Raw genomic sequence first — 20,796 nt, 5'->3', positions numbered from 1 at the left:
CGCCGGGAAGCGTTCTGGTCCTGCTTATATTCACTTTTATCCGTTATCCGAGTCTCCTTTTACCGAAGTAGAACAGTCCGACGATGAGGCCGAGCACCGTCATGGCGATCGCTAAAAGGAGGAAAGGCCACGGCCCCCACATGAAGATGAGCGGGGCGGATAATGCGGTGACGAGACCGCCGCCGAGGAACGGTTCAAACACTAGCTGTTTGTAACCGAAACCTTCAGTTGCCGGTGATTTCATCTCCGGGTCGGCGACGCGTATCAGCATCAGACCTGTCGCCGTGACACCCGTGGACTGACCGAAGTCACCGATGGCTCTCTCCAGCCAGTAATCCGGCATCATCCTCGGGCCGAAGACGAAGAAGCCGAATATATTCCAGGCAATACCGAAGCCTGCCAGCAGCAGGAACGGCACAAGGTAATCACCGATGACCGCAATGGAGACGGTTGCGATTGCACTTGTGATCAGTATATCGAGTGAAAAGCCCTGTATGCTGGTGATCGTGTTCCGGTCCACCAGCTCCGATACATCAAACTTGCTCACGAATATCTGTACGATGAAACCACCGATCATCGCCAGCGGGAACAACGGTACATATGTCATGAAGTCCGATCCGAAGAGTGTGGCTTCGAGCCATGTGATGCCCTGCAGAATGATGTAACCGACGAGGATGGCCACCCCGACTATGGTGAAATGGAAAGTGAATGCATCAATCGACTCGGGTCTCACAGTCTTCTGGGCACCTTTTCCGCGGTCCTGAGGTTCAACGATGCCCGCTTTCTGCGTCGGTGAGAGACCTTTGACATCAGTGATGATCTGCGCCTTATCTCTTCTCACACCCCAGTTGATCAGTGCAATACCGGCGACCACCCCTGTCAGTATACCGACGGTCGCGAGACCGACGGCGATATCATATGCTTCCGGAAAGCCCAGTTCCACAAATGTATCCTGCAGGCCGGCTGCCGTACCGTGTCCGCCCTCGAAACCGATTTCGATGAGGGCACCGATGAATGGCGGCATATCGTAGAAAGGCACCAGTACAAGCATGGCAAGCAGCAGACCGACGACGTACTGGCCCCAGCCGAGCGTCCAGCCGAAAGCGAGCTGCGGTCCACCGATGTCCCATACCCGCTGCAGATTCGGGAGCACCGTCCCTATGAATAATGTGGCAAATACGATATTGATCATCAGGCCGGGAAGTGCCGACCATACTTCCATGATTTCAGGCGTCACGAGTCCCGTCGCCCAGAAGGAGTCCTCCCCGGTGAAATTCCCCATGATCCGCCCGAGGATTTCCGGCCCTACAATCAATGCGAGGAACCCGCCGATGACCGAAGCAGGGAGGAAGAGGTTCTGCATCATCGCAGAACGCATTCTGATCCATTTCCCAAGCAGCAAAAACAACCCTAAGTATAATAACGCAAAACCGATCTGATCCGCACTCATATTATCCCTGTCTCCTTTTTCCAATTTGCAGTCCTCTTCCCCGAAACGGGAAAAATTAACCAAACAATTTCAGGAAATGGTGTGGAATCAGTTCATTTTCCTCGACCGCGCATCCGCATAGTTTTTATTCTTATGGATGATGAGTTTCGAGAGCTGATCCGCAAACAGGAGTCCGACTGCGACACCGCCTGCGATCAGTATGACTTCGAGCATCGTATTCAACGACTGGTTATATTCGAACTGGACGAGGAGGCTGGTCGCTTCGTACGCCAGGCCCCCGGGGACGAAAGGGATGATGCCCGGGACCATGAACATCGTCGCCGGTTCCTTGAGCATCTTCGCCATCAGATGGCACATGATGCCGAGCACCAGGCTGCCGAACATCGTGGCGTATACTTCATGCATGTTGAACACTTCAAGGAGTATGCGGCTGACGATCCAGCCGGTCGCACCGGTCACGCCTGCAAAGAAGAAGAGGCGTTTCGGTGCATCGAAGAGCACGGCAAAGAAGAAAGATGAAGTGAAGCTGAATATCAGATGTAAAAGCCAGGACATGTCCGCCCCTCCCTTATAAGAATATCAATACCGTCGCAACGCCCGCACCGATTCCGAAGGAGGTGACCAGTGCTTCCAGGAGTTTGGTGATCGACATCAGCATATGGCCGCCGAACAGATCCTGGATCGCATTCGTGATGAGCACACCAGGCACGATGGGCATGACTGCCGAGATGATGATGACGCTGAGTTCGCCCCCGGGAATCAGCATATGGCCAAAGGCTGCAAGCAATGCGATGATGAAGGAACCGATGAATTCCGGGATGAACTGCGTCTCAACCTTCTTTGAAATATACTCCGTGACGAAATAGCCGATGCCACCCGCCAGAATGGCCGTCGGCACATCGATCATCATGCCGCCCTGCAGGTAGAGGAAGCTGAGTCCAACCATGCCGCCGGCTAAAGCTTTGAAGGGCAGGGGGTGATCATCGATTGCCTCATCGATGTAGTTCAGCTTCTCCCATGCCTCATCCAGGGACAGTTCACCCGAGACGATATGGCGGGAGACACGGTTCGTCTCCGATATGCGGATCAGGTTGGTGTCCCGCGTCTGGATCCTGTATATGCGCGGATGCGTGCCGTTATGCAGCAGGTAAGTGACGACCGTATTCGTCACGAAACTATTGGACCCCTTGTATCCGAGTGCCGAAGATATATATGTCATCGTATCTTCCACACGGGTGCCCTCCGCTCCGGCTTCAAGCAGGATCCGGGCAGCCAGCATCACCACATCTTTGATTTTCTCTTCAGTTTCATATAAGTCCGTCATATACATCACCATTTATATTTATTACCTATATTAAAACATAAAAACGAGTGGAAACCCTATTCATCCGGGTCCCACTCGTCATATATCCACAATTTATCCAATGTTATCCACAGTTATCCCCACCATATACACACTGCTTTGTGGATAACTTGTTTCCGATTCGGCAATACTCTGAAATTTTCTCACAACCCTGTTAATCGATTTTCTTAACGACGGAAGATTTCAGTGCCATCTTGCCGAATCCCGGCACTTTGCAGTCGAGGTCATGACCGTCTTCCGGCTCGACGATCCTGATGCCTTTGATTTTCGTCCCCTGCTTGATGACATTCGAAGACCCTTTCACTTTCAAATCCTTGACGATGGACACATAATCCCCGTCATTCAGCACATTGCCGTTTACATCCTTTATCTGTGCGGCTTCCTCTTCCTCCGCTTCCGATTCCTTCGTCCACTCATGCCCGCACATGGGGCAGATCAAAAGGCCGCTGTCTTCGTAGGCGTATTCGGAACCGCAGCTTGGACAGTCCGGTAAGTTCGACATTTTAAGTTCCTCCAGTCAGTTATTGAACATATAGAACACTTATCCACAATCTTATCAAACTATTCACAAAAAATACACTTTATCCACAGTAGTCACAATATTATGTGGATAACTATTCAGTAAAAGATGAATATCCATATGCGCATATCAGCCGTCATCATTAAAAAGTGCCGCATCTCCAGTCAGAGATGCGGCTCATTTGCGTATATTTATCCACAGTCACCCACACCGTTTACCCACAGGCGTGGATAAACTAAATCGTATAGATCTCCGTCGGTGTGTTTTTATCCGTATGATGAAGCTGGATTTCATTATCCGTATCGATGTCATACTGGCTCAGTATCTGCTCCACGCTCATTTTTGCGAGCTCTTTGATGTTGTTATCGAGGCTCAGGTGACTCAGATATATGCGTTTCGTCTTATCCGTGATCACGTCTTTCATGGCGTGGGCGGCGTCTTCATTCGAAACGTGGCCGACATCCGAGAGTATGCGCTGTTTCGTCACCCACGGGTATCTGCCCATCCTGAGCATATCCACATCATGATTGCTCTCGAATATGAAGCAGTCGCTTTCCTTGATGATCCCTTTCATCTGATCGGATACATACCCTGTATCGGTGATCACCGAGAGCTTCTTCCCATCTTTCATGAAAGTGTAGAACTGCGGATCGATCGCATCATGGGAGACGTGGAAGGACTGGACATCCATGCCGACGATCTCCTTCGTCTCAAGCGGATTGAAGTGAAACTTCTGCTCGGATGGCACTTCTATGTTCTTCCTGTCGAGCTGCTGCCATGTCTGGTCGTTCGCAAAGATGGGGATGTCATACCTTTTTGCGATGACCTTCAATCCTTTTATATGATCGGAGTGTTCATGGGTGATCAATATCCCGTCTATATTTTTCAGGGAGGTACCGATCTGGCCCAGGCCTTCTTCTATTCTTTTGCACGTCAGTCCCACGTCAATGAGCAGGCTGCCTTTTTCTGTTTCCACATAAGTGCTGTTGCCTGATGATCCACTGGCCAACACGCTCATTCTCATGTCATTCACTCACTTTCAATTATTTCACCTGAATCTGTTGTTGCATCCACATAAAGGGTCCTTGTCTCACCCTCATCTGTTATATTCAGCTCCCATTTGGGCCTCAGCATGACATTCTCATCACCTGAAAGAATGATGTAATAGCCGAGCCGGGCGTCATTGATGACCGCTTCATCGGATATTTCCTCTGATACATAGAGCTCCTCGACCACTTCCACAGGAGGTTTCGCCTGAATGTTCAATGTATATTCATTTTCCTGCAAATTCGTCAGCCGCGTCTGTTCCATGAGTTTGACCTGACGGCCTTCACCTTCGAAAATGATCCGGGCCGCTTCATGATTGAATATCGGAAAATCCTCGTAAACCTGGTTGAAGATGAAACGGTCCCCGGTGCTCATCATCTCATCATACTTATATTCTTCCCCTCTGTAAACATACTCGTCCGTGTAGTTTTCAAGATTGCGCTCCACCATCGTCGGTCCGCTTTCCTCGAATTCCACAACGATTTCCGTCCCCCTCACATGCTCCGGTTCCACTTCCTGACGCAGCACATCCTGACTTGAAAAATCTTCGACCGCGCCCGTCAGTATATTCATTTCTACCGGTTCATATTCTTCGATGTTGCTCATATTTATATCGGTGCGGCTCAAAATATCGGGGGATTGCTCGATTTCATTCACGGATTCACGATGTTCATATACATATATATAGAGCAGGGCGATATTCATCAATAGGAACACGATGATATAGAGGGACTTCGTCAATTTCCAATCCATCAGCTCAAGCTCCCTTCATCGAACCTCATCCACTCGCCGTCATATTTGACGTACCAGGACGGTGTATACCTGACAACATTGATTTCACTTTCTTCCGTCGAAAAAGTCATATTGTAGCCGACCGTTATTTTCGTGACATTTTGAAGGTCATGGTTGTCATTCAACGCGATTTCATACCTGACATTCTCTATGGGCGGGAGTTCCCGGCTCTCTTCCCCGGGCACCTGGGCATTCACGCGGATCAAAGGTCTGGTGTATTCATAAACCGCATGTTCACCGTGTTTGACGGAAATCGTCGTCGTCACTTCATCGCTGAAGACGAAGTGGCCGTTCATCGAAGACCGGTATATCGATTGGTTTTCATCCGTGATGTAATCAAACAGGATGTGCCGCTGATCGATGCCGATATGCGAGGTCAGGAAATAAAACCCGCGCTGTATCGTCTGATGGGGGTTGCTGCCGCCGGTCGGGGATTCATCCAGATTATTGTAGGAGTAGGTGTACGTTTCACTGTTATAAGTCGCTATATTGTCTTCGCCTTCATACACATGGATGCCTTCCTCGCCTTCCATCGTATAATCATCATCCATGAAGAGAACGTTGTTTATAGCTTCCACACTGACCACATTATAAAGGAATGTCTCTACCGGCATTTCTCCGGGAGAGGTGGGACCGTAGATCGCCGTCTTATTGTTGGAAGTCTGCTGATTGGTGATGACGGCCGAGTATTCTTCAAACAGGTCACTGTGATCTTCAAGCAGCGATTTCAAATAGTCACTTTCAAGATCGGTCGCCGCGACCGCCACCCTGTCGAGGTCTTCATTGATCAGGAAAAAGGTGACGTGTTCATCCACCAGATCCACGATGATGCGGTTGTAGCTGTAATCCGGGTAGTCACCTTCATATTCGAAGTCGAGCACTTTGAAGAGCGACTTCGTCGGCATATCGGATGCATAGTCCACAATCAGGAACTCTTCATCACCATCTTCATCCGTGCCAGGTGAGAGTCGGCTCAGACTGTTATAGACATTGATGTCCGTAATTTCCGTCCCATCGATGTACTCACGTATGCCGACGACCGCTTCTTCCTCGATCGTCCCCTGTACATCCATGTCATTCACCCAGACGAGCTGATAGGCACGCATGACGGAAGTGAACGGCACCGGCTCACCCGGCCCGATGTTGGCGGTCCTTTCGACATCGGTTTCCACTTCAGAGAATTCGGGTTCATAGCTCCACACCATCAGGGTGAGGACCAGGCTTGAGATGACCAGGAGGAAGAGGGCGATGGATTTGATGGTCTCTTTATTCATCCCAACCATCCTCCCCCAGCGTCTCACACGGCAGGTTGATGAATATCGTGGTGCCTTCGCCTTCCAGGCTGTTGGCCCAGATGCGTCCGTTATGCGCTTCTATGATCTCTTTTGAAATCGCAAGGCCGAGGCCTGTACCGCCTTTTTTACGTGCACGGGCTTTATCCACGCGGTAGAACCGCTCGAATATGCGGTCGACTTTATTGGCGGGGATGCCCATGCCGTTGTCTTTGATGCGGATGGTCATACGGTTGAATAAAACATTCTGTTTCACATGAAATTCCACCCGTTTGTTTTCCCTGTTGGAATATTTGATGGCATTCGATATGACATTGTCCAGCACCTGATTCATCTTATCCACGGCAATTTCGGAAAACATTGCCATTTCCGGGATATTGCGGATGAATTCCACTTCGTCCTTGTGCGTCATCTCGAAACGGTCGATGATTCGGTTTAAGAACAGGTTGAAATCGACGATCTCCTTATTGATTTCCTCAGCTTCATTATCCATCCTTGATAACTGGAGCAGATCTTCCACAAGACGGATCATGCGGTCGGTCTCCTCCCTTGTGACACTGAGGAAACGCGGGGCGAGCTGATCATCCTGCCATGCACCTTCCTGCAGTGCTTCAATATAGGAGCGCATCGAAGTCAGCGGAGTACGGAGCTCGTGGGACACATTGGCCACGAATTCCCTGCGCTCATTGTCAATCCGCTCCTGTTCCGTGACATCATGGAGCACAGCAATATATCCGTTCATGAAGCCTGTATCTTTATAGATGGTCGAGAAGTTGGCACGTATCGCAGCTTCGTCATCACTGTCGGAGAACAGCAGCTGGCTTTCGTTCATCTCCTGGATATCCTCGAGTGACATCTCCTCATCGAGCCTCAGTATCTTCAGCATATTCTTCCCGTGAATGTCTTCTCCCTTAGGGATGTGCAGCATATCCAGGGCCATCTCGTTGACCACAGTGATGCGGCCTTTACGGTCGGTGGCGATGATGCCCTCCGACATGTTCGTAATGACTGAATCCAGGCGCTTCCTTTCACTTTCGGTGTTGGCCTGGGCTTCCTGGACCCGCTTCGAGAGGATGTTGAAGGAGCCGGCGAGCTCGCCGATTTCGTCATTGCTGTAGATTTTGACCCGTGATGTATAATCGCCTTCCGACATCATCAATGCCTGGTTCCTCATATCCGAAATCGGTTTGGTGATCGTCCTCGCTATGAATATCCCGAGGATGCTTGTGATGACAAGGGAGATGATGGTGGCGATGATGAACGTATTGTTGATCGCTTCAAGCTGCTGATAAACCGTTTCAATATTCGAGGCAGCATAAATAGCACCCAGCATTTCACCTTCATTCGTCACCGGGTGGTTGAGCAGCCATGTGCGCTGATGGTCCTGATTGACATTGACGTATATCTCATCATTCCTGGCACCTGTTGAAATGGCTTCCTCGGTCAATGGTTCATTGATGCGCGAACCGATATTCGGCTCGTTTGAAATACGGCTTGTGCCGATGAGGATGTTGTCAGGGTTTATAAAACGGATCTCCTCGATTTCAGGACGGTTGCCGAATTCCGACAACAGACTCTGGATCTCCTCACCCAGTGTCTCCAGGTCATCCTGATGCTCCGTATGTAGTTCCTGGATCCTCGTATCGATGAGATCCACCTGTGTTTCAATATTATCCTGGAAATTTTCGGTCAATTCACGTTCAAGCGTGTTCGTGAAATATAAACCGATGATCTGCATCCCGATGACGATCAGGAGCACATATATGATGACCAGCTTAATATGCAGGGATTGCAGATTCCTCAAAAACTGCTTCATGTATTATGCTCCTTTATTCGTTGCCCTGGATGAAGTACCCGACACCTCTGCGTGTCATCAGATATTCGGGATGGGAAGGGTCATCTTCAATCTTTTCCCGCAGACGGCGCACTGTCACATCCACGGTGCGTACATCTCCGAAATAGTCATAACCCCATACCGTCTCCAACAGGTGTTCACGAGTCATCACCTGTGAAATATGCTTGGTCAGATAATGGAACAGTTCGAATTCCCTGTGGGTCAGGTCGATGCTGTCGCCATTTTTCTTTATGGAATATGAATCCGGGAGGATGGTGATCTCCTTGATCTTTATATTATTATTTTCCGGCTCTTCTTCCTTCTGGACCGGGGCGTTATTACGGCGCAGGTTCGCTTTGACTCTCGCAATCAGTTCCCTTGTTGAAAAAGGCTTGGTGACATAATCGTCCGCCCCCAGTTCAAGGCCGAGCACTTTATCGATTTCTGAGTCTTTTGCCGTCAGCATGATGATCGGCATGTCATGTTTCTTCCTGACTTCCCGGCAGACTTCCATACCGTCCATGCCCGGCAGCATGATATCCAGCAGCACGATGTCCGGCACCACTTCCAGAATAAGATCCAGTGCATCATTGCCGTCATAAGCACTGTGGACTTCATAGCCCTCTTTTTCCAAATTGAATTCCAGTATGTCCGCAATTGGACGTTCATCATCGACGACCACTATTTTTTTTGGCATTATCTTCCCTCACTTTAATTGTCGGTTATGTTGATATATCTTTCACATTTAATCTCAAATTATAAAATTACCCAACCATAATGTATCATTTTTCAATAAAATTATCCATTATACGGGAATTTGATGAGTACAAAAAAGTCACCAACACGGATGTTGATGACTTTTGTAGGACGGTCCCGACGGGAATTGAACCCGCGATCTCCTGCGTGACAGGCAGGCATGTTAACCGCTACACCACGGGACCATATCAATGGATGTCTGTATTTGAATTTTGTAAAAAAGTGACCCGTACGGGATTCGAACCCGTGTTACCGCCGTGAAAGGGCGGTGTCTTAACCACTTGACCAACGGGCCATCATTCTATGGCACAAGATTGATTATAACATGAAAGTATTTTCGATTTCAACACAATTGTGGAGAATTAATGAGGTTTTTTTAGTTTTGCCAGTTTTATTTTGAAACTTTCAGGAACTTGTTGGCGGGGTGGGGATGGGGGATATTTAAAGGAGATGGCTTTTATTCGATTACAGAGCCAGAATCGATTAAGTCACCGGAAATCAGACAAGATAATCGAATTGCGAAGCCGGAATCGATTAAGTCATGGGAAATCAGACAAGGTAATCGAATTGCGAAGCCGGAATCGATTAAGTCATGGGAAATCAGACAAGGTAATCGAATTGCGAAGCCGGAATCGATTAAGTCACCGGAAATCAGACAAGGTAATCGAATTGCGAAGCCGGAATCGATTAAGTCACCGGAAATCAGACAAGGTAATCGAATTGCGAAGCCGGAATCGATTAAGTCACTGGAAATCAGACAAGGTAATCGAATTGCGAAGCCGGAATCGATTAAGTCACCGGAAATCAGACAAGGTAATCGAATTGCGAAGCCGGAATCGATTAAGTCACCGGAAATCAAAAAGTTAATCGAATCCACCGGAAATCAAAAAAGACCCGCAGCAGCGGGTCCCGGCCGGAAAATCAGTTCCAGAAATCTTTCAAAAGGTTCGTCTGTGTACGGTCGGGGCCGACACTGAAGATCGACACCCTGACATTACAGAGTCTTTCAATTTCACGCAGATAATTGAGCGCATTCTCAGGCAGTTCATCCAGATGTTTGACACCTGTGATGTCTTCGCTCCAGCCCGGCATTTCTTTATATACCGGTTTGGCACGTTCAAGGGCATCGAGTGTCGCAGGATATTCCGTGATCTCCCTGCCGTCGATTTCGTAGGCCACACAAAGTTTGACCGTCTCAAGTCCGCTCAGGACATCGATCGAATTCAGAGACAGGTCGGTGATACCGCTGACGCGTCTTGAATGGCGGACGACGACGGTATCGAACCAGCCGACACGGCGCGCACGTCCTGTCGTCGTGCCGTATTCACGGCCGACTTCACGGATATGCTCTCCCTGGTCGTCGAACAGTTCAGTGGGAAAGGGTCCATCGCCGACACGTGATGTATATGCCTTGCACACGCCGACGATGCTTTTCACATTCGTCGGGCCGACACCGCAGCCGACCATGACGTTCCCGGCGATCGGGTTGCTTGAAGTGACGAACGGATATGTACCGTGATCGACATCGAGCATCACGCCCTGTGCACCTTCAAATAAAACCTTCTCACCATTCTGGAAGGCATCATCCAGAATTTTCGCAGTATCCGCCACATAAGGTGCCAGGCGTTTCGCCGCCTCCAGATACGGGAGGTAGATGTCGTCGAATTCAAAGCCTTCATGATCATACAGCGCTTTGAGCGTTTTATTTTTGATTTCCAGATTTTCATCCAGACGTTTTTTGAATACTTCATCGTCTATCAAATCCGCCATGCGGATGCCGATACGCTGGACTTTGTCCACATAGCACGGGCCGATGCCGCGTTTGGTCGTACCGATCTTATTTGCACCGCGTGCTTCTTCTTCAAGTTCATCCTGCACGAGATGATACGGCAAAATGACTTGCGCCCTGTTGGATATACGCAGGTTATCGACATCGATGCCGCGTTCGATCAGACCATCCAGTTCTTTGATCAATGACAACGGATCAACCACCACACCGTTACCGATCAGGGACAACTTATCTTTATAGAATATACCCGACGGAACGAGGTGCAGCTTATAAGTTTCCCCGCCGAATTGAATCGTATGACCCGCGTTGTTTCCACCGGAAAAACGCGCAATGATGTTCGCATCTTCTGACAGGAAATCCGTTATCTTCCCTTTACCTTCGTCTCCCCACTGCGTTCCAACCACTACTGTACCAGACATTTAAGAGCCTCCAATTTATTCAATAGAATACCGTTTACATTCTATCAATATCATCTGTAAGATGCAACAAAAATACGAACGTTTTCACAGGACGCCTGTAAAAACATTCGCATTTTAGTTGGGCGGGATGTATCCATCCCCGTAATCTCTTGTATCCTGGTCAAAAAACGTACTATATGATTTATTGAATATCAGATTGACCGTGCCCGTCGGACCGTTACGGTGCTTGGCCAGGATGATTTCTATTTCATCCTGTTCCTTCTGGGCGCCGGCGTCTTCCTCCTCGCCGTCACCGCGTGTGTAATAATCCTCACGGTAGAGGAATGCGACGATATCCGCATCCTGCTCGATCGAACCGGATTCCCGAAGGTCACTCATCATCGGACGTTTATCCTGACGCGATTCGACACTTCTCGACAGCTGGGAAAGGGCGACGACCGGACATTCCATCTCACGGGCGAGCGCCTTCAGCATCCTCGAGATTTCCGAGACTTCCTGCTGACGGTTGTCGCTGCCGCGGGAACCGGATCCCTGGATCAGCTGCAGATAATCGATGATGACCATATCGAGGCCGTGTTCCTGTTTCAGCCGCATGCATTTCGAACGGATGTCGGTGACGCGGATGCCCGGTGTATCATCGATGAATATTTTGGAATCCGCAAGCTGACCGATGGCCGTCGTGAAGTTGTCCCAGTCCTGGTGCTCAAGGCTGCCCTGCCTGAGTTTGGTGGCATCGATCATGCCTTTGGATGATATCATCCTCGTCACCAGCTGGTCGGCGCCCATCTCAAGGGAGAAGATTGCGACGGTGTACTTATCCTGCGACGTTCCGACATGGCCTGCGATGTTCAGGGCAAACGCCGTCTTACCCATGGAGGGGCGGGCGGCGATGATGATCAGGTCATTCCGGTTGAAACCGGATGTCATGAAGTCGAGGTCCCGGTAGCCTGTCGGGATACCGGTCGTCAGAGACTTCTGTCCGGCCCTCGCCTCGACCTGCTCATACACTTCGTGCACGACGGACTTCATCGATTTGAACCCTTCGTTGCGGCGGGATTCGGAAATCGACATGATCCTGCTTTCGGCTTCATTCAATATGTCTTCAATCTCAACCTCTTCGGAGAAGCCGTCCGTTGCGATCTGGCTCACTGTTTCGATCAGTTTCCTGCGCAGTGAATACTTGCTGACGATGTCGGTGTAGAATGACCAGTTCAGGCTGGTCGGCACGAACTCGGACAATTCCCCGAGGTACCTCGGTCCGCCGACCACATTCAGCTGATCCATCGCACGCAGCTGATTGGTGAGCGTCACGAGGTCGATCTGTGTACGTTCTTCACTTAAGAGCGCCAGGGCGCGGAATATCTGCTGATGCTCATTGCGGTAGAAATCTTCAGGATCCAGCCTCTCCTGGATCGTTATGAAGATTTCGGGATTGACTAAAATCGCACCCAATACCGACTGTTCTGCTTCAACATCATGCGGCATCTGGTGATTGCCATTCATAATCAACCCCTCCTTTGCAATGCATGTTACTGTTCAACGACATGAACTTTGATTTCCGCCTCGACTTCCGGGTGAACTTTCACTTTCAGTTTATGGTAGCCGAGACTTTTGAGCGGCTGATCCATATTCAGTTTCCTCTTGTCGATTTTAAGGTTGTGCTGCTTATCGAATGCATCGACGACCTGCTTGGAACTGATCGAACCGAACAGCCGGCCGCCTTCACCGGATTTCGTCTTGATTTCCACTTCTTTGGATTCAAGTTCGGTCTTCAAAAGCTGTGCATCCACAAGCTCCTGTTCCTTCTCCTGTGCATCCTGATCTTTCTGCTGTTTGAGTTTCTCCAGGTTCCCGGCCGTCGCTTCTTCAGCCAGCCCTTTTTTTATGAGGAAGTTCTGTGCGTAACCTGTCGCAACATCTTTCACTTCGCCTTTCTTACCCTGATTCTTTACATCTTTTAGGAATATCACTTTCATTCTTCTTCACTCCTGTTTTCTAAAGCTTCATCAATCACTTTGACTAAATCTTCATATACCAGATCGATTGGACGGTCCAAGATCCGGGTCGCGGCATTTGTCAGATGACCCCCGCCGCCGAGGGCTTCCATGATGAGCTGGACATTTATTTCGCCGAATGAGCGGGCGGAAATGCCGACCGAGTCATCTTCACGGTACGCCATGACAAACGATGCTTTGACGCCTTCGATCTGCAACAGCTGATCGGCCGCCTGGGCGACCGTCACCGGATGATAGCTCAGTGCCTCATCTGATTTGACGATTGCGACACCATTGTCGAGGATTTCCGCCGACTTGATCAGATCACTCCGGGCGATGAACGTATCAATATCATCTTTAAGGAATGTCTGTGCAAGGACGGGATCCGCACCATGACTTCTCAGGAAGCTTGCCGCATCGAATGTACGTGAGCCGGTGCGCAGTGTATAGTTTCTCGTATCGACGATGATGCCGGTGAGCATCACGGTCGCTTCAATGCGTGACAGGCGCTTTTCGACATTCTGGTATTCGATCAGCTCGGCAACAAGCTCGCTCGCACTGGAAGCGTATGGTTCCATATAGACGAGGAGGGGATTTGAAATGATGTCATCGCCGCGCCTGTGATGGTCGATGACGACTTTACGGGCCGCCTTGTTCAGGATGTCCTCATCCAGCACCATCCCCGGCCGGTGTGTATCCACGACGACCACGGTCGTCTTCGGATTCATCAGATTCCAGGCATCCTCGCTGGTCACGAATTTATCCAGAAGATCTTCACGCCCGGTGACTTCATTCATCACCCTTTGCATGGTATCATCTACATCCTCTTCATTTAAAATGATACGCGCTTCGATGCCGTTCATCGAAGCAAGACGGGCCACCCCGAGGGACGCCCCGAGGGAGTCCATATCCGGACGCTTATGCCCCATGATGAGCACGTTGTCCCCTTCAAGGAGGATATCGCGGAGCGCATGAGCAACGACCCGTGCTTTGACGCGTGTCCGCTTCTCCATCGGGTCGGTCTTGCCGCCGTAGAATCTCGCGTTGCCGTTTGCCGCCTTGATCGCCACCTGGTCACCGCCGCGCCCGAGTGCAAGATCAAGGGAGGACTGCGCGAGTTCGCCGATCTCGATGAACTCATCCGTACCTTCGCCGATGCCGATGCTGAGTGTGATCTGCACACCGATTTCATCGGAGCGGTCACGGACTTCATCCAGCAGGTTGAAACGCGTCTCCTCAATATCTTTCAGTATCTTGGAATTCAAGACGATGATGAACCGGTCCTGTGAAAAGCGTCTGATATAGACGTTATGACGGTTGGCCCAGTCATTGATCGTGTTGGTGATCGAGTTGTTCAGTTCACTTTTCAAAGCTTCACTCATATTCTGGGTGACATCATCATAGTTATCGAGGTAGAGTATCCCGATGACCGGCGTTTTTTCTTCCACACGGCTCTCCAGCTGACGCTGTCTGCTTATATCGAACAGGTGCAGTGCCTTATGTTCCTCTTCCCAGAAGATGCGGTAGTCCTTTTCATCATATGAAGACTCGATCACTTTCATGTTATTCGCTTTCAGGGCGGTCATGATGTTCGAGAAGATCCGGTTGATGGGTTCGCCGATTTTTTCATTGCCCAGTTTTTCAAGGATATGCGGGTTCATATAGTCGATTTCATCATCATCATTCAGGAGGATCAGACCGACCGGAAGTTCGTCGACCGCGTATTTACGCGACCCGGCGATGCCGTAGACGATTTTCCTTGAACGTTCCTCGCTGCTCGTGATGGACCGCGCCAGATACATGAATACGGCAAGCATCAGAAGGATGCTGAACAACAGGACGATGAGGCCCAATCGCACATGATTGGCCATCACGAAGATATTCAACACTAATATGTGGAATACAGCGATTCCAAAAGGGATATAAATCAACTTTTTATCTATAATGTTGAACATCTGCTTCACTTCCTTTTTTGTTTCATCAATAATCTAAACCTGAATACCATTTCCAAAAGACCGATGATGATCGTCAAAGGCCTGAGTATCGCAAGCGGTATCAGCAGCAGGATTGCGACGACCTTGTTCAGCTTCTTCTCCAGGAAGAAGAAATAAGCGAAACTCAACCCGTGCAGGAACACTGCCCATTCAACAACCACATAGGCATTGCTGATGATCGTTCCGAATGTGTCGTCATTGGATGTAAAGAGCGAGATGATATAAAGGATGAAGAATAAATAGAGTATGAACCTCGGGAAGGCCCAGTCCTTGAAAGACATATATGGCCAGGCCTGCAGTTCTTTATTCTGTAACAGCAATCTCAACATCAATACGGTGTAGAGCACGACGAAGAACGAGGCGACCGTGATGAACGCCGGCAGCTGGATGAACAGCTGATCAAGCGCCGTCCTGAAGAGATCTGCATCCAGTGCGGCAAAATTGAGGACGTCCACGTCTTCCACCTGTTCAACATACCAGTTCCTTACATCCGTATATGTATCTGCCAGCGGGTTGATGATCCCCGTCATCTGAAGGAGGTTCAGTCCGCCCACGACGCTCAGCATCAACGCGAATGTGCCGTAGAAAAGCGTCAGTTCCTGTGAAAAACCTTTACTCAAAGTATGATACAGCACTGCAGTCAATATATATAATACCACAAACCACATCCATACTACGGGTGTCAGGAACAGAAAAGCAGGTAACATGAAGCTGATGAATATCAGCCAGAAATGATAATTGGATTTATGTTTTATATTGAGTAGATAATAAACGACGAGCGGCAGGATCACTGCGCCGAGCAAGACGCTCAGAGATGTGATGGTGATGAATATGAAGCTGATCAATATCGCAAGAAACGTCTGACCCAGCGAAACATTTGGTTTCAAATAAACACCCTTTCAAATACGCAATAAAGCTCCTATAAGGAATAGGAGCATTGACTATGATATATTATACCTTTTTAAGCACTTCCTGACCACCCATATAGGGCTTCAGGACCTCAGGGATCGTGACGGTGCCGTCCGCATTCTGGTAATTTTCCAGGATGGCCGCCATCGTCCGGCCGACCGCAAGGCCGCTGCCGTTCAGCGTGTGGAGCAGTTCAGGCTTGGCATCTTTGCTCCGCTTGAACTTGATGTTTCCGCGGCGTGCCTGGAAATCGGTCATGTTTGAGACGGAGCTGATTTCCTTGTAGTCGTTGTAGCTCGGCAGCCATACTTCGACGTCGTATGTCTTTGATGAACCGAAACCGATGTCCCCTGTACAGAGGAGCACCGTGCGGTGGGGGATTTCAAGCAGGTTTAGGATATTTTCCGCATGCTGCGTCATCTCTTCAAGCGCCGCCCATGAATCTTCCGGACGTTCCATGCGCACCATCTCCACTTTGTTGAACTGGTGCAGCCTGATCAGTCCGCGCGTATCACGTCCTGCAGAACCCGCTTCACTCCTGAAACATGCAGTCTGCGCCGTGAACTTGACCGGCAGCATGTCACCTGTAAGCGTCTCATCCTTGTAATAGTTGGTCAGCGTCACTTCGGATGTCGGTATCGTGTACATATCCGTACCTTCAAGTTTAAAGAGGTCTTCTTCAAACTTCGGAAGCTGGCCCGTCGAGTACATGGCACCGGCCCTCACGATCTGCGGCGTCATCATTTCACGGTAGCCATTTGTGTTGTGCACATCCAGCATGAAGTTCATCAATGCACGCTCAAGTCTCGCGCCGTCCCCGGTGTGATAGACAAAGCGGGCGCCGGATACTTTCGCGGCACGCTCGAAGTCGGCAAGTTCAAGGTCTTCGAGTATGTCCCAGTGCGCTTTCGGCTCGAAATCGAACGTGCGCGTTTCACCACTCCGTCTCACTTCGACGTTTTCAGAGTCATCCGCACCTTCAGGCACATCGTCGTGGATCAGGTTCGGGATGCCGCTCATCAGGTCGTGGAACTGCTCTTTGACTTTATTCAGCCGATCATCGATCTGTTTGATCTGCTCGCCGACATCCCGCATCTCCTTGATCACATCTTCGGCATCTTCCTTGTTCTTCTTCTTCTGTGCGATCTCACCGGACACTTTGTTCCTGCGGCTCTTCAGTTCTTCGGTCTCCTGGATCAGATCACGCCGCGCCTTATCGAGATCCAGGATCTCATCGATGACCCCTGCATCCATGCCGCGCTTCGTGACTTTCTCCTTCACCATTCCGGTTTCCTGTCTGATCAATTTTATATCCAACATAATTTCCGCCTCCTGAGTTTTATCCATAAAATAAAAAACCACATCCCCTGTGAAAGGGACGTGGTTTTGATTACGCGTTGCCACCCTAATTAGTGCCGTCGCCGGCACCATCTCATTGGTTTAACGGCATTTGGAAATGCCGGCTGCTTTTTGTGCGAAGGATGGAAATTCACATTGTCCGCTGACCATTTCCACCGACCATGGCCTCTCTGAGATTGGATCATGCTACTGTTTCCTTCAAAGCAGTGAATATTTGATTGACTTTGTGTCATTTTATAACGTGGAGCCGGAAAATGCAAGCGAATGAGCGTGTATTGGCGGGCGCAGGGCGGTCTGAATTCTGTATATCGGGTGCTTTTCGCAACCTTCATGGTTTTTTGAGCCCCCCTTACGAATCCGGCCTTCCAAACGATCCTCATTGTTAAAACATCAGCCCCGGACGCTCATACAGCAGCTTTCCGTCCGCAATCACTTTATATGCATGGTTCACGCCGTAGTGATAGGGGATGTACTCGTGGTTCGGCGCATCCCAGATGACGATATTGGCATCATCGCCGGCCTCGAGCGTCCCGCGGTCGGGCGCATCGATGGCATGTGCGGCATTGACGGTGACCGCGTTCCAAATCTCATTTGGTGTCATCTTCAGCTTCAATGCGGCGATGGCCATGATCAACTGAAGATTGTCGGTGACGCAGCTGCCCGGGTTGTAGTCGGTGGCAATGCTCACCGCGCCGCCGCCGTCGATCATGCCGCGGGCGTCGGCGTACTTCTCCTTGCCGAGATAAAACGTCGTGCCCGGCAGGAGCACCGCGACGGTATCGGAATCCGCGAGCTGCTTTTTGCCTGCCTCACTCGCAGCGACGAGATGGTCGGCGCTCACTGCATCCTGTTCGATCGCGAGTTCCAGTCCGCCGAGCGGATCGATTTCATCGGCATGGATCTTCACACGGAAACCTTTATCCCGTGCCGCTTCCATATACTTTCTCGACTGTTCGACCGTGAACACACCCGTTTCGGTGAACACGTCCGCAAAATCGGCATATTCTTGCGCCTCATCCAGCAGTCCGATCATCTCATCCATGAATTCATCCGCATCACGGCCTTTCGGTATCGCGTGCGGCCCGAGATAGGTGTGGCGCATCTCAATCGGGAAGTTCTCCTCCAGCGCCTTCGATACTTTCAACTGCTTCAATTCGTTCTCACGGTCCAGCCCGTAGCCGCTTTTGCTTTCGACCGTCAGCACGCCGTGCTGGATCATGCGTGTGATGTTGACCGAAGCCTTATCCAACAGTTCATCGAAGGACGCCTGCCGCGTCTGTTCGACGGTGTTCAGGATGCCGCCGCCCTGTTCCAGTATCTTCAGGTAATCGACACCCTGCCGCTTCAAAGCCATCTCATGCTCGCGTGAACCGCCGTGGACGACATGCGTATGCGGTTCGACGAGGGCAGGGGAGGCGACTTTGCCTTCGGCATCCATCACTTCCGCCGCTTCATATTCATCAACGGCTGCCCCCGCGTAGACCACTTTGCCATCCTTCACGACGATCATCGCATCTTCAACGATTTTCAGTTCATCCATCTCACTGCCTTTCAAAGGCTGATCCGACTGCTTCGGCAATATCAATGATTTTATATTTTTAATGATCAGATCGTTCATTTTTCATTCTCCTCCAGCATCGGTATATTCACGCCGTGTTCCTTCGCAGTGTCAATCGCGGTGTCATACCCTGCATCCGCATGCCTTGCGATACCCATGCCCGGATCGCTCGTCAGCACCCGTTCAAGGCGCCTTGCCGCATTTTCGGTGCCGTCGGCTACGACCACCATGCCGGCGTGCAGCGAGTAACCCATGCCGACACCGCCGCCGTGGTGCACACTGATCCATGAACCGCCTGCTGCGGTGTTCACGAGCGCGTTCAAAATCGCCCAGTCGCCGACCGCGTCACTGCCGTCCTTCATGCTTTCCGTCTCACGGTTCGGGCTCGCAACGGACCCCGAATCCAGATGATCCCGGCCGATGACGACGGGTGCTGAAATCTCGCCCGACGCCACCATTTCATTCAACGCAAGCCCCATCTTCGCGCGCTCCCCGTATCCGAGCCACGCAATCCGCGCAGGCAGACCCTGGAAGGCGATCCTCTCCTGTGCCATATCGAGCCAGCGCAGCAGTTTTTCATTGTCCGGGAACAGCTCGCGCATTTTATCATCCGCCGCTTTGATATCCTCCGGGTCCCCGCTCAGTGCGACAAATCGGAACGGACCCTTGCCTTCGCAGAATAGGGGACGGATGTAGGCAGGGACGAACCCCGGGAAGTCAAAGGCGTCTTCAACCCCCTCATCGAAGGCCACCTGGCGGATGTTGTTGCCGTAATCGAAGACGACCGAGCCGTTCCTCCGGAATTCAAGCATCGCATCCACGTGCTTTGCCATGGATTCTGACGACAGCTTCACATATTCCACCGGATCGGCTTCACGGAGCTTTGCCGCTTCCTCCAATGAAAATCCTTCCGGCACATAGCCGTTCAGCGGGTCATGCGCGGATGTCTGGTCGGTCACGACATCGATTTTGAAACCCCGCCTTAAAATCTCATGGTGGATTTCAGCCGCATTGCCGAGCAGTCCGATCGACAGTGCTTCACCCGCATCTCGCGCTTCACCGGCGAGCCTGAACGCTTCATCGAGGCTGTGGACTTTCAAATCGAGGTATTTCGTCTCAATCCTCTTATCGATCCGGCTTTCATCCACTTCCACACATATCGCGACCCCTTCATTCATCGTCACTGCGAGCGGCTGTGCGCCGCCCATGCCGCCGAGTCCCGCGGTCAGGGTGACGGTCCCTTTCAGCGACCCGCCGAAACTTTGGCTTGCAAGTTCTGCGAACGTTTCATAAGTGCCCTGAACGATGCCCTGGGAACCGATGTATATCCATGAGCCTGCGGTCATCTGGCCGTACATCATCAGCCCCTTCTTATCCAGCTCGTTGAAATGCTCCCAGTTTGCCCACTTCGGTACAAGCACCGAGTTCGACAATAAAACCCGCGGCGCTTCTTCGTGTGTCCTGAACACCGCAACCGGCTTGCCGGACTGAATCAGCATCGTTTCATCCTTCTCCAGTGCACGCAATGTATTTTCAATCGCTTCGAACGCTTCCCAGTTGCGCGCCGCCTTGCCGATGCCGCCGTAGACGACGAGTTCCTCCGGTCTTTCAGCGACTTCCGGATCCAGGTTGTTATGCAGCATCCTGAGCGCCGCTTCCTGTTCCCATCCTTTGCATTCGATTTCCAAACCCCTTTTTGCAGTGATTTTACGTGACATAC

General features: G+C 50.6%; 17 protein-coding genes and 2 tRNA genes. All 19 read right to left on the bottom strand.

Translation table 11 applies throughout. From position 1 onward, the window contains the following. Positions 1 to 43: 43 nt before the first annotated feature. Positions 44 to 1,474, bottom strand: coding sequence for a sodium/glutamate symporter (locus BUA12_RS08205; protein ID WP_331463073.1), 1,431 nt, complete (start codon positions 1,472 to 1,474; stop codon positions 44 to 46). A 63-nt stretch (positions 1,475 to 1,537) separates the two neighbouring features. Next, positions 1,538 to 2,005, bottom strand: coding sequence for a threonine/serine exporter family protein (locus BUA12_RS08200; protein WP_072710117.1), 468 nt, complete (start codon positions 2,003 to 2,005; stop codon positions 1,538 to 1,540). A gap of 13 nt (positions 2,006 to 2,018) precedes the next feature. Beyond that, on the bottom strand, positions 2,019 to 2,774 hold the full coding sequence (locus BUA12_RS08195; protein ID WP_072710175.1) for a threonine/serine exporter family protein: 756 nt from the start codon (positions 2,772 to 2,774) through the stop codon (positions 2,019 to 2,021). A gap of 193 nt (positions 2,775 to 2,967) precedes the next feature. Beyond that, positions 2,968 to 3,315, bottom strand: a complete 348-nt coding sequence (locus tag BUA12_RS08190) for a zinc ribbon domain-containing protein YjdM (RefSeq protein WP_072710116.1) — start codon at positions 3,313 to 3,315, stop codon at positions 2,968 to 2,970. A 253-nt stretch (positions 3,316 to 3,568) separates the two neighbouring features. Then, complete coding sequence (locus BUA12_RS08185) at positions 3,569 to 4,357, bottom strand: MBL fold metallo-hydrolase (RefSeq protein ID WP_143146117.1); 789 nt, start codon at positions 4,355 to 4,357, stop codon at positions 3,569 to 3,571. 5 nt (positions 4,358 to 4,362) lie between these two features. Continuing rightward, positions 4,363 to 5,133: a two-component system regulatory protein YycI gene (yycI, locus tag BUA12_RS08180; protein WP_072710114.1), complete on the bottom strand. Its 771-nt coding sequence runs from the start codon at positions 5,131 to 5,133 to the stop codon at positions 4,363 to 4,365. After that, positions 5,133 to 6,446, bottom strand: coding sequence for a YycH family regulatory protein (locus BUA12_RS08175; protein ID WP_072710113.1), 1,314 nt, complete (start codon positions 6,444 to 6,446; stop codon positions 5,133 to 5,135). The genes yycI and BUA12_RS08175 overlap by 1 nt, the downstream gene beginning before the upstream one ends. Beyond that, positions 6,439 to 8,280, bottom strand: coding sequence for a cell wall metabolism sensor histidine kinase WalK (walK, locus tag BUA12_RS08170; RefSeq protein WP_072710112.1), 1,842 nt, complete (start codon positions 8,278 to 8,280; stop codon positions 6,439 to 6,441). The genes BUA12_RS08175 and walK overlap by 8 nt, the downstream gene beginning before the upstream one ends. Positions 8,281 to 8,293: 13 nt before the next feature. Beyond that, a complete protein-coding gene (gene yycF, locus BUA12_RS08165) occupies positions 8,294 to 8,995 on the bottom strand; it encodes a response regulator YycF (protein ID WP_072710111.1) in 702 nt (233 codons plus the stop codon). Between the two features lie 171 nt (positions 8,996 to 9,166). Continuing rightward, positions 9,167 to 9,239 (bottom strand) — tRNA-Asp (locus BUA12_RS08160). 38 nt (positions 9,240 to 9,277) lie between these two features. Continuing rightward, positions 9,278 to 9,349, bottom strand: a tRNA-Glu gene (locus BUA12_RS08155). 626 nt (positions 9,350 to 9,975) lie between these two features. Beyond that, positions 9,976 to 11,262 carry an adenylosuccinate synthase gene (locus BUA12_RS08145; RefSeq protein WP_072710109.1) on the bottom strand — a complete coding sequence of 429 codons (1,287 nt, stop codon included), beginning with the start codon at positions 11,260 to 11,262 and terminating at the stop codon, positions 9,976 to 9,978. Positions 11,263 to 11,376: 114 nt separating this feature from the next. Next, positions 11,377 to 12,765 (bottom strand): replicative DNA helicase, encoded by a 1,389-nt coding sequence (gene dnaB, locus BUA12_RS08140; protein ID WP_072710108.1) that lies wholly within the window; start codon positions 12,763 to 12,765, stop codon positions 11,377 to 11,379. A gap of 26 nt (positions 12,766 to 12,791) precedes the next feature. Beyond that, positions 12,792 to 13,238 carry a 50S ribosomal protein L9 gene (rplI, locus tag BUA12_RS08135; protein ID WP_072710107.1) on the bottom strand — a complete coding sequence of 149 codons (447 nt, stop codon included), beginning with the start codon at positions 13,236 to 13,238 and terminating at the stop codon, positions 12,792 to 12,794. Beyond that, positions 13,235 to 15,211 (bottom strand): DHH family phosphoesterase, encoded by a 1,977-nt coding sequence (locus BUA12_RS08130; protein WP_072710106.1) that lies wholly within the window; start codon positions 15,209 to 15,211, stop codon positions 13,235 to 13,237. Before BUA12_RS08130 ends, rplI begins: the two co-directional genes overlap by 4 nt. A 5-nt stretch (positions 15,212 to 15,216) precedes the next feature. Continuing rightward, positions 15,217 to 16,137 carry a DUF2232 domain-containing protein gene (locus tag BUA12_RS08125; protein ID WP_072710105.1) on the bottom strand — a complete coding sequence of 307 codons (921 nt, stop codon included), beginning with the start codon at positions 16,135 to 16,137 and terminating at the stop codon, positions 15,217 to 15,219. Positions 16,138 to 16,201: 64 nt separating this feature from the next. After that, on the bottom strand, positions 16,202 to 17,479 hold the full coding sequence (gene serS / locus BUA12_RS08120; protein ID WP_072710104.1) for a serine--tRNA ligase: 1,278 nt from the start codon (positions 17,477 to 17,479) through the stop codon (positions 16,202 to 16,204). A 421-nt stretch (positions 17,480 to 17,900) separates the two neighbouring features. Continuing rightward, entirely contained in the window at positions 17,901 to 19,136 is a 1,236-nt protein-coding gene (gene hutI / locus BUA12_RS08115) for an imidazolonepropionase (protein ID WP_072710103.1), read from the bottom strand. After that, positions 19,133 to 20,794: a urocanate hydratase gene (gene hutU / locus BUA12_RS08110; RefSeq protein ID WP_072710102.1), complete on the bottom strand. Its 1,662-nt coding sequence runs from the start codon at positions 20,792 to 20,794 to the stop codon at positions 19,133 to 19,135. Before hutU ends, hutI begins: the two co-directional genes overlap by 4 nt. Positions 20,795 to 20,796: the final 2 nt, after the last annotated feature.

Source organism: Lacicoccus alkaliphilus DSM 16010, from assembly GCF_900142805.1.
GTDB classification, from domain to species: domain Bacteria; phylum Bacillota; class Bacilli; order Staphylococcales; family Salinicoccaceae; genus Lacicoccus; species Lacicoccus alkaliphilus.
This window is presented reverse-complemented; position numbering and strand designations above follow the sequence as displayed.

What these genes read in the sequence shown, in the direction of transcription:
- hutU (WP_072710102.1), bottom strand. Translation starts at nt 20,794, where the DNA reads ATGTCACGTAAAATCACTGCAAAAAGGGGTTTGGAAATCGAATGCAAA.
- yycI (WP_072710114.1), bottom strand. Translation starts at nt 5,133, where the DNA reads ATGGATTGGAAATTGACGAAGTCCCTCTATATCATCGTGTTCCTATTG.
- BUA12_RS08145 (WP_072710109.1), bottom strand. Translation starts at nt 11,262, where the DNA reads ATGTCTGGTACAGTAGTGGTTGGAACGCAGTGGGGAGACGAAGGTAAA.
- BUA12_RS08195 (WP_072710175.1), bottom strand. Translation starts at nt 2,774, where the DNA reads ATGACGGACTTATATGAAACTGAAGAGAAAATCAAAGATGTGGTGATG.
- BUA12_RS08190 (WP_072710116.1), bottom strand. Translation starts at nt 3,315, where the DNA reads ATGTCGAACTTACCGGACTGTCCAAGCTGCGGTTCCGAATACGCCTAC.
- BUA12_RS08185 (WP_143146117.1), bottom strand. Translation starts at nt 4,357, where the DNA reads ATGAGAATGAGCGTGTTGGCCAGTGGATCATCAGGCAACAGCACTTAT.
- serS (WP_072710104.1), bottom strand. Translation starts at nt 17,479, where the DNA reads ATGTTGGATATAAAATTGATCAGACAGGAAACCGGAATGGTGAAGGAG.
- hutI (WP_072710103.1), bottom strand. Translation starts at nt 19,136, where the DNA reads ATGAACGATCTGATCATTAAAAATATAAAATCATTGATATTGCCGAAG.
- rplI (WP_072710107.1), bottom strand. Translation starts at nt 13,238, where the DNA reads ATGAAAGTGATATTCCTAAAAGATGTAAAGAATCAGGGTAAGAAAGGC.
- BUA12_RS08200 (WP_072710117.1), bottom strand. Translation starts at nt 2,005, where the DNA reads ATGTCCTGGCTTTTACATCTGATATTCAGCTTCACTTCATCTTTCTTC.
- dnaB (WP_072710108.1), bottom strand. Translation starts at nt 12,765, where the DNA reads ATGAATGGCAATCACCAGATGCCGCATGATGTTGAAGCAGAACAGTCG.
- yycF (WP_072710111.1), bottom strand. Translation starts at nt 8,995, where the DNA reads ATGCCAAAAAAAATAGTGGTCGTCGATGATGAACGTCCAATTGCGGAC.
- walK (WP_072710112.1), bottom strand. Translation starts at nt 8,280, where the DNA reads ATGAAGCAGTTTTTGAGGAATCTGCAATCCCTGCATATTAAGCTGGTC.
- BUA12_RS08175 (WP_072710113.1), bottom strand. Translation starts at nt 6,446, where the DNA reads ATGAATAAAGAGACCATCAAATCCATCGCCCTCTTCCTCCTGGTCATC.
- BUA12_RS08130 (WP_072710106.1), bottom strand. Translation starts at nt 15,211, where the DNA reads ATGTTCAACATTATAGATAAAAAGTTGATTTATATCCCTTTTGGAATC.